The organism is Streptomyces sp. NPDC093795 (assembly GCF_044764665.1).
GTDB lineage: Bacteria > Actinomycetota > Actinomycetes > Streptomycetales > Streptomycetaceae > Streptomyces.
The window spans coordinates 233,997-247,724 of sequence record NZ_JBIWIO010000005.1; the positions used below are offsets into that span (position 1 = coordinate 233,997).

General features: G+C 74.2%; 12 protein-coding genes. 4 read left to right on the forward strand and 8 right to left on the reverse strand.

Going from position 1 to position 13,728, the window contains the following annotated elements; all coding sequences use genetic code 11:
• Positions 1-51: 51 nt before the first annotated feature.
• Positions 52-1,284: an aminotransferase class I/II-fold pyridoxal phosphate-dependent enzyme gene (locus ACIRB7_RS16160; protein ID WP_403598226.1), complete on the reverse strand. Its 1,233-nt coding sequence runs from the start codon at positions 1,282-1,284 to the stop codon at positions 52-54.
• A gap of 431 nt (positions 1,285-1,715) precedes the next feature.
• Between ACIRB7_RS16160 and ACIRB7_RS16165 the strand changes: the two genes are divergently transcribed.
• Positions 1,716-2,234 (forward strand): GNAT family N-acetyltransferase, encoded by a 519-nt coding sequence (locus ACIRB7_RS16165; protein WP_403598227.1) that lies wholly within the window; start codon positions 1,716-1,718, stop codon positions 2,232-2,234.
• A gap of 90 nt (positions 2,235-2,324) precedes the next feature.
• Positions 2,325-3,170 carry a methyltransferase domain-containing protein gene (locus ACIRB7_RS16170; protein WP_403598230.1) on the forward strand — a complete coding sequence of 282 codons (846 nt, stop codon included), beginning with the start codon at positions 2,325-2,327 and terminating at the stop codon, positions 3,168-3,170.
• Between the two features lie 447 nt (positions 3,171-3,617).
• Here ACIRB7_RS16170 and ACIRB7_RS16175 read toward each other — a convergent pair whose 3' ends face one another.
• Positions 3,618-3,968 (reverse strand): hypothetical protein, encoded by a 351-nt coding sequence (locus ACIRB7_RS16175; protein WP_403598233.1) that lies wholly within the window; start codon positions 3,966-3,968, stop codon positions 3,618-3,620.
• Entirely contained in the window at positions 3,965-4,216 is a 252-nt protein-coding gene (locus ACIRB7_RS16180) for a DUF1049 domain-containing protein (RefSeq protein ID WP_403598236.1), read from the reverse strand. The genes ACIRB7_RS16175 and ACIRB7_RS16180 overlap by 4 nt, the downstream gene beginning before the upstream one ends.
• A 176-nt stretch (positions 4,217-4,392) precedes the next feature.
• Here ACIRB7_RS16180 and ACIRB7_RS16185 point away from each other — a divergent pair, with 176 nt between their 5' ends.
• Complete coding sequence (locus ACIRB7_RS16185; protein WP_403598238.1) at positions 4,393-5,175, forward strand: GntR family transcriptional regulator; 783 nt, start codon at positions 4,393-4,395, stop codon at positions 5,173-5,175.
• A 100-nt stretch (positions 5,176-5,275) separates the two neighbouring features.
• Positions 5,276-6,364 (forward strand): adenosine deaminase, encoded by a 1,089-nt coding sequence (locus ACIRB7_RS16190; protein WP_403598241.1) that lies wholly within the window; start codon positions 5,276-5,278, stop codon positions 6,362-6,364.
• A gap of 68 nt (positions 6,365-6,432) precedes the next feature.
• Here ACIRB7_RS16190 and ACIRB7_RS16195 read toward each other — a convergent pair whose 3' ends face one another.
• The 5 genes from ACIRB7_RS16195 to ACIRB7_RS16215 form a co-directional block, all read right to left on the reverse strand.
• Positions 6,433-8,235: a CocE/NonD family hydrolase gene (locus ACIRB7_RS16195; protein ID WP_403598244.1), complete on the reverse strand. Its 1,803-nt coding sequence runs from the start codon at positions 8,233-8,235 to the stop codon at positions 6,433-6,435.
• Between the two features lie 172 nt (positions 8,236-8,407).
• Positions 8,408-9,385 carry an LD-carboxypeptidase gene (locus tag ACIRB7_RS16200; RefSeq protein WP_403598247.1) on the reverse strand — a complete coding sequence of 326 codons (978 nt, stop codon included), beginning with the start codon at positions 9,383-9,385 and terminating at the stop codon, positions 8,408-8,410.
• Complete coding sequence (locus ACIRB7_RS16205; protein ID WP_403598250.1) at positions 9,382-11,442, reverse strand: prolyl oligopeptidase family serine peptidase; 2,061 nt, start codon at positions 11,440-11,442, stop codon at positions 9,382-9,384. Before ACIRB7_RS16205 ends, ACIRB7_RS16200 begins: the two co-directional genes overlap by 4 nt.
• A gap of 43 nt (positions 11,443-11,485) precedes the next feature.
• Positions 11,486-12,820 carry a M20/M25/M40 family metallo-hydrolase gene (locus tag ACIRB7_RS16210; protein WP_403598253.1) on the reverse strand — a complete coding sequence of 445 codons (1,335 nt, stop codon included), beginning with the start codon at positions 12,818-12,820 and terminating at the stop codon, positions 11,486-11,488.
• The gene (locus ACIRB7_RS16215; RefSeq protein ID WP_403598256.1) at positions 12,813-13,646 is read right to left on the reverse strand and encodes a M55 family metallopeptidase; all 834 of its coding nucleotides are present in this window, start codon (positions 13,644-13,646) and stop codon (positions 12,813-12,815) included. Before ACIRB7_RS16215 ends, ACIRB7_RS16210 begins: the two co-directional genes overlap by 8 nt.
• Positions 13,647-13,728: the final 82 nt, after the last annotated feature.

Consider the following 13,728-nt stretch of genomic DNA (forward strand, 5'->3'; position numbering starts at 1 on the left):
GGACTCCGTTCTGCGCGGGTCGGGCGGCTCGTACGGGCTGTGCTCTGCATGTCATCGGAGTTCCTCCAGGGCTCCTCCGAACTCCGCGAGAGCGCGGGTCACATGGGTCAGTTCCAGCGGGTTCCGGAACCGCGGCGTCTCGGCCCTCTCCTCCCCCGTGGTTCCCAGGAACATTCCCGTGTCGATCCGGACGCGCAGCGCGCCGAGTTCGTCGCCGAAGCGATGGCCGCCGGTGACCGGGGCGCCGAGCCGCTCGGTGAGGTGGCTCTCCAGCTCCAGGGCGTCGGTGACGCCCCGGGCGGCGAGCCCGGTCCGCAGCGGCCCGAGATCGGCGTAGAGGTGGCGGCCGGCGCCCGGGGGCAGGGCGAGGGCGCCGGCGGCGAGGACGGCGTGGTGCGCGGCTCCGGCGAGGTGGCCGTGGACGGTGGCCGCGAGCCGGGCCCGTACGGTCACGTCCTCGGGTTCGTCGAGGGCGTGGGCGGCGGCGGGGGCGAGGGGGCCGGGGACGACGGCACCGAGGGCGGTGAGCACGTCGAGGACGCGGGACCTGCGGTCGGTCCAGCGGTCGGCGCGGGACGGATCGGTGGGCGGGAAGCGGGCGACGGCACAGGGCCAGGCGGCGGGGGTGAGCGCGCCGCCGAGGTCGCTGAGGACGGTCACGTCGTCCGGGCACATCTCGGCGGGGCTGAGGAACACGGTGTCCTGGGGCTGGTGGAGGGTGTCGCGCCAGGTCTCGTCGCTGATGATGTGGAGGCCCTCGGCGACGGCCGCCTCGCAGGCCTCGCGGACGAGTTCGGGCGGGGCGACGGTGCCGGTGGGGTCGTCGGCGACGGAGAGCAGCAGGAGGCGGGGGGCGCCGCCCTCGGCGCGGACCCGCCGGACCGTCTCCAGGAGGGCGTACGGGTCGGGGACGCCGCCGCACTCGGCGGGGGTCGGCACGTGGTAGGCCGGGCGGCCGAGGAGGCGGGCCTGCGGGGTCCATCGGGCGGGGCAGGGCCGGGGCATCAGGAGGTCGCCGCCGTGGGCGGCGGTGAGGGCGAGGAGCAGGGCGGAGGCACCGGGTCCTGCCACCACGTCCTCGGGGTGGGTGCGCAGGCCGCGGCGCCACCAGTAGCCGGAGGCCGCCTCACGCAGGACGGGTCCGCCGCCGGGCGGCTCGGGGGCGGTGCGCTCGGCGGCCGCGGCGAGGAGTCCGGCGAGCCCCGGCAGGACGGGCAGCCCGGTGTCGGGGACGGGTGGGCCGTAACGCACCGGGCCACGGCCGTCCGGAGCCGTCTGCCGCATGTCCCGTACCTCCTGAGGGCACGGGGGCGCCGGCACGGCACCCCCGTGCCCTTTATACGAAGATTCGGGCGTTTCCGCCGCTCCAGGCGTCGCTTCAGGCGAAGGGCCGGGGGGCGGCCGGCGGAGAGGCCGCGGCGGTTTCCGGCGCGTGCGTTCAGGGCCGTACGGGTGAGGGGAAGGCGCTGGCAAGGGGAGGCGCCGAGGGCGGGGACGTCACGGAGCGGCGCGTAGGCGCGCGCGGTCCGACGCCGGGCCGAGCGGCGCGTAGGCGCGCGCGGTCCGACGCCGGGCCGAGCGGCGCGTAGGCGCGCGCGGTCCGACGCCGGGCCGAGCGGCGCGTAGGGCGCGCGGGTCCGGCGCACCTCGGCCGCACCCCGGAAGCGCCCGGAATTTCGCGGGCGCCCGCGGGGCTCGCCGGTCGACAATGCGGGATGCCGATACGTGAAGCGCTTCCGGAGGACGCGGCGGCCGTCGCCGCCGTGCATGTGCTGTCCTGGCGGGCCGCCTACCGCGACCTGCTCCCCGCCCCCTACCTGGCCGCACTGGACGTGGAGGAGCGCACCGCCGTGTGGCGGGCCCGGCTGACCGCCACGGACCGGCCCACGGTCCTGGTCGCGACGGACGCCGCCGGGCGGGCGCTCGCCTTCTCCTGTTTCCGGGCCTGGCCGGGCGAGGGGTTCGATCCCGGACCCACGGCCGAACTCGCGGCGCTCTACGCCCTGCCGGAGGCGTGGGGCCTCGGCGTCGGGCGGGCGCTCCTCGCGGCGTCCACGGAGGCGCTCGTGGCGGCCGGGTTCCGTACGGCGGCGCTGTGGGTGTTCGCGGGGAACGCGCGGGGGCGCCGGTTCTACGAGGCGGCGGGCTGGCGGCCGGACGGCGAGGTGGTCCGGGAGGAGACGGGAGGCCGGGTCCTCGGCGAACTCCGCTACCGGCGGCAGCTGTTCACCTGAGTCACCGTCCACATACCAAGACGTGGGTCTCACTATCCGGCATCCGTGCGTACGGTGATGACTCGCACCCATACCGAGGGAGTCGCCGCGATGACGCATGCCTCCGACCCGTCCACCCCCGACGCGGCCCACGAGACCGCCGTCTACACCCACGGCCACCACGAGTCCGTCCTGCGCTCGCACAGCTGGCGGACCGCCGCCAACTCGGCGGCCTATCTGCTGCCCGAGCTGCGGGCCGGCCTGGACGTCCTGGACGTGGGCTGCGGGCCCGGCACGATCACCGCCGACCTGGCCGCCCTGGTCGCGCCCGGTCGGGTGACGGCGGTCGACGCGGCCGAGGACGTCCTGGCGAAGGCCCGTGCCGTGGCGGCGGAACGCGGTCTGGAGAACGTCGAGTTCGCCGTCGCCGACGTGCACGCCCTGGACTTCCCCGACGACTCCTTCGACGTCGTCCACGCCCACCAGGTGCTCCAGCACGTCGGCGACCCGGTGCGGGCGCTGCGCGAGATGCGGCGGGTGTGCCGGCCCGGCGGTGTCGTCGCGGCCCGCGACAGCGACTACGGGGCCTTCGCCTGGTTCCCCGAACGGCCCGCGCTCGACGGCTGGCTGGACCTGTACCACCGCGTCGCCCGCGCCAACGGCGGCGAACCGGACGCGGGACGGCGCCTGTTCTCCTGGGCCCGGCAGGCCGGCTTCACCGACATCACGACGACGGCCGGCACCTGGTGTTTCGCCACCCCCGACGAGCGGACCTGGTGGAGCGGCCTGTGGGCCGACCGTACGGTCGACTCCGGTTACGCGGACCTCGCCGTCTCCGGCGGCCACGCGACCGCCGCCGAGCTGGCGTCGATCGCGGAGGCCTGGCGGGAGTGGGGCACCCGGGACGACGCCTGGTTCATGGTCCCGCACGGCGAGATCGTGTGCCGGGTGGTCTGACGGCCCCGGGGCCGTGCGGCACTTCTCAGGAGAAGTGGTGTACGCCGAGGCAGTCCGGGTCCTGGTTCGGGCAGCTCGGATGGGGTGTCCGGTCGGGTTCGGGGGGCGGGGGCGGCTCCTTGACGGCCGGCGCCGGTGGCATCGTGAAGGTGTCGCAGAGGCAGCCGTCGCAGACGCCCGAGAACCGGGGTGCGCCATGACGGAAACGCGGATGTCCGCACCGGCACTCCTGTGTCGCCCAGGCCGCCATCTCCGGACCCCCCGTCCCGTCACCGTCCCCGACCCCAGGGTAGCGACCGGCCTCCCGCCCGCGTAGGTCCGCGACCTCGAAGGCGACGTCGAAGCCGGCGCCGAAGACGGCACGGGCTGAAGGCGACGCAGTTCGCGGAACGGAGGTGGTCGCGCCGCGTATGCGCGCCCGCCGGCCCGCCCCGCGGAGCCCTGCTCTCAGCGGCGCGCCGTCCGTACCCGGGGCGGGCAGGTCTCGCCCTTGCGTACGACTCCGATCATGACGGTGTCCCGGTGGTCGAGGCCCGTGCCCGCCGCCGGGTGCTGCGTGCAGACCTGCCACCTCGGCGGCCAGAGCACCCGTCGGTCGCATCCGCTCACGTCGTGGACGTCGAGTCTCGTGCGGCGGTCCAGGCGGGTGAAGACACGCCAGAGCGCCTGACCGAGGAAGTCCGGCATCGGGCGGGTCCTGGTGGCCTCGTCCGCCGTCGCCGTCTCTTCGGCCGAGGTGACGGCGACGGCCGCGAGCGCGAGGACCGCGCCCGCGCCCACGACGGCGCGCCGTCTCACTTCCGCCTCCGGGCGGCGAAGTAGAAGCCGCAGGCGAGGCCGATGAGGGCGGTGGCGAGGAGGGCCAGATAGAGCGGCGTGGTCACTTCGGGGATCAGGAGCCGGATCTTGACCTGGCGGGTGTTCTGGAAGATGAAGACCAGGGTGATGACGGCGAGCGCGATCATCGCGATCCGGCCCGGGGTGAGGGCTTCGGTGAACCGGGACCTGCTCCCGCCCGGCGCCCGTGACGTCTCCTTGGGACTCATACGCGGCCCTCTCCTCCGTCGTGCCGTCGGTCGTACGCGGCCACCGCCGTGGGACCAGAATGGGGTGAGCGCGTCCTCACCGTGACGGTGAGCGGAGCCGTACGGGTGACTTGTCAGACAACGTCGTCCGACTACGGTGGTGCCGGACACCGGCGGGAACGAGACGAGGAGCGGCCGTGGCGGTCAGCGGACAGCGGCGGCGACCGGTCGTCGCGCTCTACGAGCGGATCGCGGACGCCGTGCACGACGGCACCTATCCGCCGGGTTCGACCCTCCCGTCCGAGCCCAAGCTCGCGGCCGAGCTGGGGGTGAGCCGGCCCGCCCTGCGCGAGGCGCTGCTGCTGCTCCAGGAAGACGGTCTGCTGACCGTGCGGCGCGGGGTGGGGCGGACCGTCAACGACCGCCCGCCGCGGCGCGGTTTCGAGCACGTCCAGCCGCTCGAGGAGCTGATCGGCGCCGGGACGCCGCTGCGGGTGCGGGCGCTGCTGCGGACGGTCGAGGAGCCGACGGACTTCACCACGCAGCATCTGCTCGCTCCGGCCCGTGCCGAGCTGCGGTTCTGGGAGTCCGTGCTGACCGGGGAGGGTACGGCGGCGGCGCTGAGCCACGAGTGGGCGGCGGCCGACGAGCTGCTGGACCGGGTGCACCCGGAGTTCGCGCGGGCGCTGCGGGCGACGGAGACGGGCGCCGCGGCGAAGCCGGGGGGCGCCGGGCGCGGAACCTCGGCCTCCATGCTGTCGGTCCTGGTCGGGGCCTCGCGCGATACGGCCCTGAGCGCGCACAGCGGGATCACGGCGACGCTTCTCGGGCGCCGGCGCGGGGAGCAGCTCGGCCGCCCGGCGGACACCCCCGCGGTACTGGTCACCCAGGTGGTCCGGGTGGGCGAGGTGCCGGTCCTCGCGGCCAAACACATGCTCCCGACGGGCGCACCCGCGCTCCCCGTGCTGCAGTCGCACTGAGCACCGAGCACCCAGGGGCCCGGCCGGGCACAGGCCGGGGATCGCAGCCCGGCGGGCTCGTCACAGCGCGCCCCTCCCCCGTGGCGTACACTTCCCCGCCATGCACTTGTCTGACAACTCCGCCACGCCTGCCGCCGCCACCGTCTCCGAGTGGATCCGCCAGGCCCCCAAGGCCGTCCTCCACGACCACCTCGACGGTGGGCTGCGTCCCGCGACCATCGTCGAGCTGGCGCGGGAGTACGGCTACACCGCGCTGCCGACCGAGGACCCCGCCGCGCTCGCGGTCTGGTTCCGGGACGCCGCCGACTCCGGTTCGCTGGAGCGCTACCTGGAGACCTTCGCCCACACCTGCGCGGTGATGCAGACCCGCGAGGCGCTCACCCGCATCGCGGCCGAGTGCGCCGAGGACCTGGCGGCGGACGGTGTCGTCTACGCGGAGATCCGTTACGCCCCCGAGCAGCACCTGGAGGCCGGGCTGACCCTCGACGAGGTCGTCGAGGCGGTCAACGACGGCTTCCGCGAGGGCGAGCGCAGGGCCGGCGGCCGTATCACCGTCCGGGCACTGCTCACCGGTATGCGCCACACCGACCGCTCGCTCGAGATCGCGCAGCTCACGGTCGCGCACCGGGACAACGGCGTGGCCGGCTTCGACATCGCCGGCGGCGAGATCGGCAACCCGCCGGCCCGCCACCTCCCCGCCTTCCAGCACCTGAAGCGGGAGAACTGCCACTTCACGATCCACGCGGGCGAGGCCGTCGGCGCCGAGTCGATCCACGAGGCCGTGCAGGTCTGCGGCTCCGAGCGGATCGGCCACGGGGTGCGGATCACGGACGACATCGCGGAGGACGGCACCCTGGGCCGGCTGGCCTCGTACGTCCGGGACAACCGCATCGCCCTGGAGGTCTGCCCGACCTCCAACCTCCAGACGGGCGCCGCGAAGGACTACGCCTCGCACCCGATCGACGAGCTGCGCCGCCTCGGCTTCCGGATCACGCTCAACACCGACAACCGGCTGGTCTCCGGCACCACCATGAGCGAGGAGTTCCAGCACATGGTGGACGCCTTCGGTTACGGCCCCGAGGTCTTCGAGGAGTTCACCGTCGCCGCCCTGGAGGCCGCCTTCCTGCCGCTGCCGGAGCGGCGGCGGCTGATCGACGAGGTGGTCCGCCCGGGGTACGCGGCGCTCTGACCCGTACCCCTGGGCGATCCGCCGGACAGGCCCTGGGCCGCGTCCGGCCATGATCCGCCGGACGGGCCCTAGCCCACCCGTCCCTGGACGAGGGGCAGTTCGAGCGTCCCCGTGTCCTCGGGGGAGCTGACGACGGTGACCGGCTTGATGCCCCTGTTGCCGAAGTACGCCGTGTCGCTCGCGGCGATCACCAGCTCAAGGCGGTGGCCGATTTCGTAGCGGTGGACCACGGCGGGCAGCTCGACCGTGAACGGGCGGGTGACGTCCGGCACCCGCACCGGTGCGACCAGGCGGTTGACCAGGGTCTTGGTGCCGTCGGGTGCGACGTCGTAGAGCTTGGCGAAGAGCACGAGCTTGTCGGCGGCGTCGCCGGAGTCCTGGACCCGTTCGGTCGCCGGGGAGACCACCTTCAGGGTGGCCTTCGGCGCGCCGACGAGGTCGACGGGCTCGGTCAGCGGGGCGCTGGTCCAGCCGAGGTGGGTGCCGGGGGTGTCGTACGGCCGCGGGTCGGGCAGCCCGATCGTCCCGGCGAGCGAGGACTCCGAATGGCTCGTCGGGACCAGCCAGTTGCTGTAGCGGCGGGAGCCCTCGGCGACCTTCGTGCGGTTGTCGACGAGCTTGCCGTCGCCGGAGAGGTACAGCCGCTGGCTGAGCGCAGGGACCCGGTCCGCCGTGCCGTAGCCGCTCTGCCAGTCGCGGTACCAGGCGAAGGCGGGGCCGGTGTCCGCGGCCCGGTTCTTCCGCAGGTGGCGGTCGAACCAGCCGAGGACGCGCTGCCCGACGTAACTGCTCTCCAGGTTGCCCTGCCCGAGGTCGAGCTCACCGGGCTTCTGTCCGCCGCTGTGGCCCCAGGACTGCCAGATCATCCGGGTGTCGACACCCCGCTCGCGCAGCCGGTCGTAGGTGGCCCTCGCCTCGTTGAGGTTGAAGAGCGTGTCGGCCTGGCCCTGGACGATGAGGGTGGGGGCGGTGATCCGGTCCACGTACGAGACCGGGGAGACGCTCCGGGCGTAGGCGAGCATCTTCTCGGTCGCGGCCTTCGGGTAGCGGCCGGAGTTGAGGAGCCGCACGGTCTCGCAGGCGTCGGTGACGAAGTGCAGACAGCCGAGCGAGTTGATCCGGCTGGGGTCGAGGGAGGGCACGAGCAGCGGCTGGCCCTCGCCCATCAGGTAGAAGCCGTTGGCCCACTGCCACTTGAAGACGCCGGGCGTGGCGCGGTCGGCGGCGTTGGGGGCGAGGGAGTACGCGAGGTCGTTCCAGGTGATGAGCGGGACGAGGGCGTCGATACGGCGGTCGACGGAGGCGGCGGCGAGCTGTACGGCCCCGCCGTAGGATCCGCCGATCATGCCGACACGCGGGTCGCCGGCGCCGTCCCGGGTGATGAAGTCGACGCGGGTGCCGTCGTCGGCGGCCAGGCCCCCGGCGAGGAAGTCGACGAGCCTGGCGGCGGCCCGGCCGTCGGTCTCCGGGGCGTCGAGGGAGATCAGACAGCCGGACTTCCCGAAGCCGAGGCCCGAGTAGACGAGGCCGACGTAGCCGCGTGCGGCGAAGGCCTTGCCGATGGCGTCGGTGGAGCCGTCGCTCTTACTGCCGCCGAAGCCGTTGGTCGCGAGCACGGCGGGCGCGGGGTGCGCGGCGTCCACGCCCGCCGGCCGGTACAGGTCGGCGTCGACGGCGCAACTCCGGCCGCCCGCCTCGACGGTGAACCGGAGCGGGGTGACGGTGTACGAGCCGGTGCCGCTCTCCGCCTCGGCCCCGTTCGCGGGGACGGCCAGAGCCTGAGGTGCGGCGAGAGCGAGGGGCGCGGCGAGCGCGGCCGCACCCGCCAGGAGTGCGAGGGTCGTGCGGGGGCGGGGCACGGCACGGGACACAGAGACCTCCACGCTGAGGACGACGCCGAGAGGCCCGGCGTACCTACCGACTGGTAGGTACTGGGGCAGCGCCCATGCTGTGACACGTGTCAGACCCCGTCAACGCTCCGGACGAAGGTTGTTGACGGAGATTCAGTGAAGGCCGAACCGAGCCGGGGGCCCCGCGCGCGGCTCAGCGCAGCGCCGGTACGTCGAGGGTGAGCGTGCCCTGCTCCGCGTCGAGCGTCCCGGGCACCCCGAGCGGCATGGTCAGGGCCGTGGCACTGTGCCCGAACCCCATCTCCTCCACGACCGGCACCCCGAGTCCGCCGAGCCGGTCGGCGAGCAGCGCCCGTACCTCCTCGTAGGGGCCGCACTCCGCCCAGGACCCGAGGCCGACGCCGGCGACCCCGTCGAGCCAGCCGGAGCGCAGCAGCTGCGTGAGGACGCGGTCGATGCGGTACGGTTCCTCCCCCACGTCCTCCAGGAGCAGCAGGCCCCCACGGGCCGAGGGCCGTTGGTGCGGCGTGCCCAGGTCGGCGGCGAGGAGGCTGACGCAGCCGCCGAGCGTCACTCCCCGGGCCCGGCCCGGGACCAGGACCCTCGCCGTCCCGAGGCCGAGGGTCCGCACCGATTCGGGCTCGAACAGGGTCGCCCGCAGGGACTCCTGGGTGCGCGGGTCCGAGAGGAAGGTGCCGGCGGCGACCATCGGGCCGTGCAGGGTGGCGTATCCGGTCCGGACGGCGAAGGCCTCGTGCAGGGCGGTGACGTCGCTGTAGCCGACGAACACCTTGGGTCCGGCCTCCCTGATCGCCCGCCAGTCGACGAGGTCCACCATCCGCTGCGCCCCGAATCCGCCGCGCGCGCAGATGACGCCGGAGACCGACGGGTCGCACCAGGCCTCCGTCAGGTCCCGGGCCCGCGCGCGGTCGGCGCCCGCGAGGTACCCGAGGGCGGGGTGGGTGTCCAGGACGTGCGGGGCGACCACGGGGTCAAGCCCCCAGCCGCGCAGGATGTCGAGCCCCGCGAGGAGACGGTCCTCGGGGACGGGCCCGCTGGGCGCGACGACGGCGACCCGGGCCCCGGGCGCGAGCCGGTCGGGCCGGGTGAGGGGCCTGACGTGCGGTTTCGCCCCGCCCCCGGCGGAGGGCTCGGCAGCGGGCCCGGTCATGTGCGGTAGTCCAGATCGGGGACGTCCTGCCGGTCGACCCCGAAGACACGCGCGTACAGGGAGAGTTCGGCCTCCAGGGCGCGCACCAGGGTGTCGGCCCTGCGGAAGCCGTGGCCCTCGCCCTCGAAGGCGAGGTAGGCGTGCGGGACGCCCCGGCCGGCGGTGGCCGTCAGGAACCGCTCGGCCTGCGCGGGTGGGCAGATGACGTCGTCGAGCCCCTGGAGCAGCAGGAAGGGTGTCGTGACGCGGTCGACGTGCTCGATCGGCGAGCGCTCCTTGTACCGGGCGGGCACCTCGTCGAGGGCGCCGATGAGGCCGTACAGGTATTGGGACTCGAAGTCGTGGGTCTCGTCGGTCGCCCAGCCCCTCAGGTCGAGGATGGGGTAGATGATCGTGCCGCAGGCGTACACGTCGGTGGAGACGAGGGAGGCCGCGGTCGTCCAGCCGCCCGCGCTGCCGCCGCGCACGGCGAGCCGGGCCGGGTCGGCGGTGCCCTCGGCGGCGAGCGCCGCGGCGACCGCCGCGCAGTCCTCGACGTCGACGACGCCCCACTGTTCGCGCAGCCGCTCGCGGTACTCCCGGCCGTACCCGGTCGAGCCGCCGTAGTTGACCTCGGCGACCCCGATGCCCCGCGAGGTGAAGTAGGTGATCTCCAGGTCGAGGACGAGCGGCGCGTGTCCGGTGGGGCCGCCGTGTGCCCAGATGACGTAGGGCGGCCGTTCGCCCTCGGGCCCGGTGAAGCCGGGGTGGAGGGGCGGGTAGATCTGTGCGTGGATCTCCCGCCCGCCGGGGCCGGTGAAGGTGCGGACCCGCGGCTCGGGGTGGTAGGCGGGATCGACGGCGTCGGTGTGGTCGGCGCCGACCACACGGGTGCGTCCGGTGCGGGTGTCGAGTTCGACGAGTTCGTAGGAGGTGTGCGGTCCTGCGGCGACGCCGACCACCCGGGTGCCGTGCGCGGCGAGCGCCGAGGCCCACTCGGTCCAGGGTCCCGCGACGTCGACGAGGGTGCCGCGCTCGGGGTCGAGGATGCCGAGGGTCGTGGTCCCCCTGCCGTGGACGACGGCGATCAGCCCGTTCTCCAGGGGGGTGAACCAGTTCAGTCCGATCTTCCAGAGCGGTCCGCCGAACTCCTCGGCGCGCGGGCAGAGCGCGACCGGTTCGGCCAGGTGGCCACCGGTGCCGTCGCCGGATTCGCCATCGGTGTCGCCGCCCGTTTCGCCGCGGGTTTCGCCGGTTCCGATCTCGGCCCGGTAGAGGTTCCACCAGCCGGTGCGGTCGGTGACGAGGAGCAGCCGTCCCTCCGCGTCCCAGTCGACCTGTGGGATGGACTCGGCGGGGCCGCCCGCGACGGTCCTGGCCCCTCGGAAGGTGCCGTCGGGGGCGACCTCCGCGAGCTGGACCTCGGTTCCGTCCCAGGGCATCCGGGGGTGGTCCCAGGCGATCCAGGCCGCCCGCCGCCCGTCCGGGGAAAGCCGTGGCCCGGTCACGAACCGGTGGCGCCCGTCGGAGAGTTCGCGCACCGCCGCACGGTCCTCGGCAGCCGACCCGTCCAGGGGTACGGCCGCGAGCACCCGGCGCACGTCGGTCGGCGCGGGTCCGGTGAACTCCTCCAGGACGCACCACACCTCGCCCCGGTCCGGGTGGATCACGGGGTCGACCCAGCGCAGTCCGCCGCCGATCCCGGAGACGGGCGTGAGGGGTCGTGGCTCGGTGCCCGCGGGGGCATCGGGCTCGTACGCGTACAGCCGCTGGTCCGGGAAGTGGCAGAACACGGCGAGGGGTCCGCCCTCCGGGCGTGCGACCGCCGCCCAGGGCCGGCCGCCGTACTCGATCACCCGGCTGCGGGCGTTCCACGGCGCCGGCAGCACGCTCTCCTCGGTGCCGTCGGCGCGCCGCCTGACGAGGGCGCGCCTGCCGCCCTCGGCGGGGCGGGGCGCCGTCCACCACAGTTCGTCGCCGACGGCGCCGGGGTACTCGGGCCGTCCGTCGTGGGCGGCCGCCAGCGCCGCGTCGACGGGAGACGGCCAACTGCCGTAGGCCGCGGTGGTCGTGGTCATCCGAACTCCCCCAGTCGCGGTGTCGCGCGGACCTGTCACGGTCCTACGCCGACTTCAGATAGTGGTCGAGCACGCGGACGCCGAAGTGCAGGGCGTCCACGGGGACACGTTCGTCGACGCCGTGGAAGAGGGCCCCGTAGTCGAGGCCCGGCGGCAGCCGCAGCGGCGAGAAGCCGTAGCCGGTGATGCCGAGCCGGGAGAACTGCTTGGCGTCGGTGCCGCCGGACATCGTGAACGGCACGACGTGCCCGGTCGGGTCGAAGCGCTCGACGGCGGCCCGCAGCTTGGCGAAGGTCGGTGAGTCCACGGGGGCCTCGAGCGCGACCTCGCGGTGGTGGAACTCCCACTCCACGTCCGGGCCGGTGAGCCGGTCCATGGTCGCGGCGAACTCGTCCTCGGTGCCCGGCAGTGTCCGTCCGTCGATGTAGGCGACGGCCTGGCCCGGGATGACGTTGACCTTGTAACCGGCGTCCAGGATCGTCGGGTTGGTGCTGTTGCGGACGGTCGGCTCGACGAGGGCGGCGGCCGGGCCGAGCTTGTCGAGGAGCAGGTCCACGTCGAGGTCGGGTGCGCGGGTGTCGATGTCGATGGCGTACAGCGCGGCGAGTTCGGTGAGGGCGGCCCGGACGGTCGCGGTGAGGCGGACCGGCCAGGTGTGGGAGCCGATCCGGGCGACGGCGTCGGCGAGGCGGGTGACGGCGTTGGCCGTGTTCACCTTGGAGCCGTGGCCCGCGCGGCCGTGTGCGGTCAGCTTGAGCCAGGCGGTGCCCCGCTCCCCCGCGGCGATCGGGTAGAGGGTGGTGCCGGGCTGGGGATGGAAGCTGAACGCCCCGGATTCGCTGATCCCCTCCGTACAGCCGTCGAAGAGCGCGGCGTGCCGGTCGGCGAGGAAACCGGAGCCGTCGTCGGCGCTGGCCTCCTCGTCCGCGGTGTAGGCGAGGACGATGTCACGGCGGGGCCGGACGCCCTGCCGGGCCCAGGAGCGGACGACGGCCAGGACCATCGCGTCCATGTTCTTCATGTCGACGGCGCCGCGCCCCCACACGATCCCGTCGCGGACCTCCCCGGAGAAAGGATGGACGCTCCACTCGGCGGCATCGGCGGGCACGACGTCCAGGTGGCCGTGGACGAGGAGCGCCTCGGCCGAGGGGTCGGTGCCGGGGATGCGTGCCACCACGTTGGTACGGCCGGGGGTCCGCTCCAGGAGGGTGGGCTCGATCCCGGCGGCGGCGAGCCGCTCGGCGACGTACTCGGCGGCGGGGCGCTCCCGGCAGTCGCCGCCGCCCCGGTTGGTGGTGTCGATACGGATGAGCTCGGAGGTGAAGGTGACCACCTCGTCGAGCGCTGTCGTGTCCGGGCCCCGGAGCTCCTCAGCCATACTGCTCCTCCACCGCGGCCGAGACGATGGTCGTGACCGCCTTGAACGTGCGAATTGCCTCGTACATCGTCCCGCTGGTGTACGCGACGCGCCGCTCGCCGCTCCGCGCCACGCCGGGAACCACCGTGGCGGCGGCGCCCAGGTGGTCGGCGTCGAACTCCAGCTCCACCGTGAAGGGGCCGCCCCGGACGGGCTCGTGCCGCACGGCGAGCGCGGCGCCGCTCTTCGCCGCCGCCCGGATGTCGGCGGCGGTTCTGGCCGGGGTCCTGCACACCGCCGCGTACCGCGAGACGTGGTCCTTGACGGCGACCTTCGGGGCCTCGGGCGCGTAGCCGAGGGCGTCCTCGCAGGTGAGGTCGTCGCCGGTGACGAGGACGACGGGGACTCCGTACTCCGCGACCACCTGGGCGTTGAGCAGGCCCTCGCTCGCCCGCTCGCCGTCGAGCCAGACGCCCGTGATGGAGTTCGCGAGATAGGTGTGGGCGAGGACGCCCTCGGCGCCCGCGCCCGTGTGGTATCCGACGAAGGCGATGCCGTCGACGTCGCCGTGCTGCACGCCCTCGACCATCGAGAGCGACTTGTGCCGGCCGGTCAGCATCTCGGCCCGCTCGTCGAGCCGCTCCAGGAGCAGATTCCGCATGGACCAGTGCGCCTCGTTGATGAGGACCTCGTCCGCGCCTCCGTCGAAGAAGCCGAGCACGGCGGCGTTCACATCGGAGGTGAACATCGCCCGGCACCGCTCCCACTGGGGCGTGCCGGGCAGCACGTCGGCGGGCCAGGTCACACCGGTCGCGCCCTCCATGTCGGCGCTGATGAGGATCTTCATGTCTGGCACCGTACGCGCCGCCCGGCGGCCCCACCACCCCTGTGGATAACCGTCGTTGGAGTGGACCATTGGCAGTCACCGG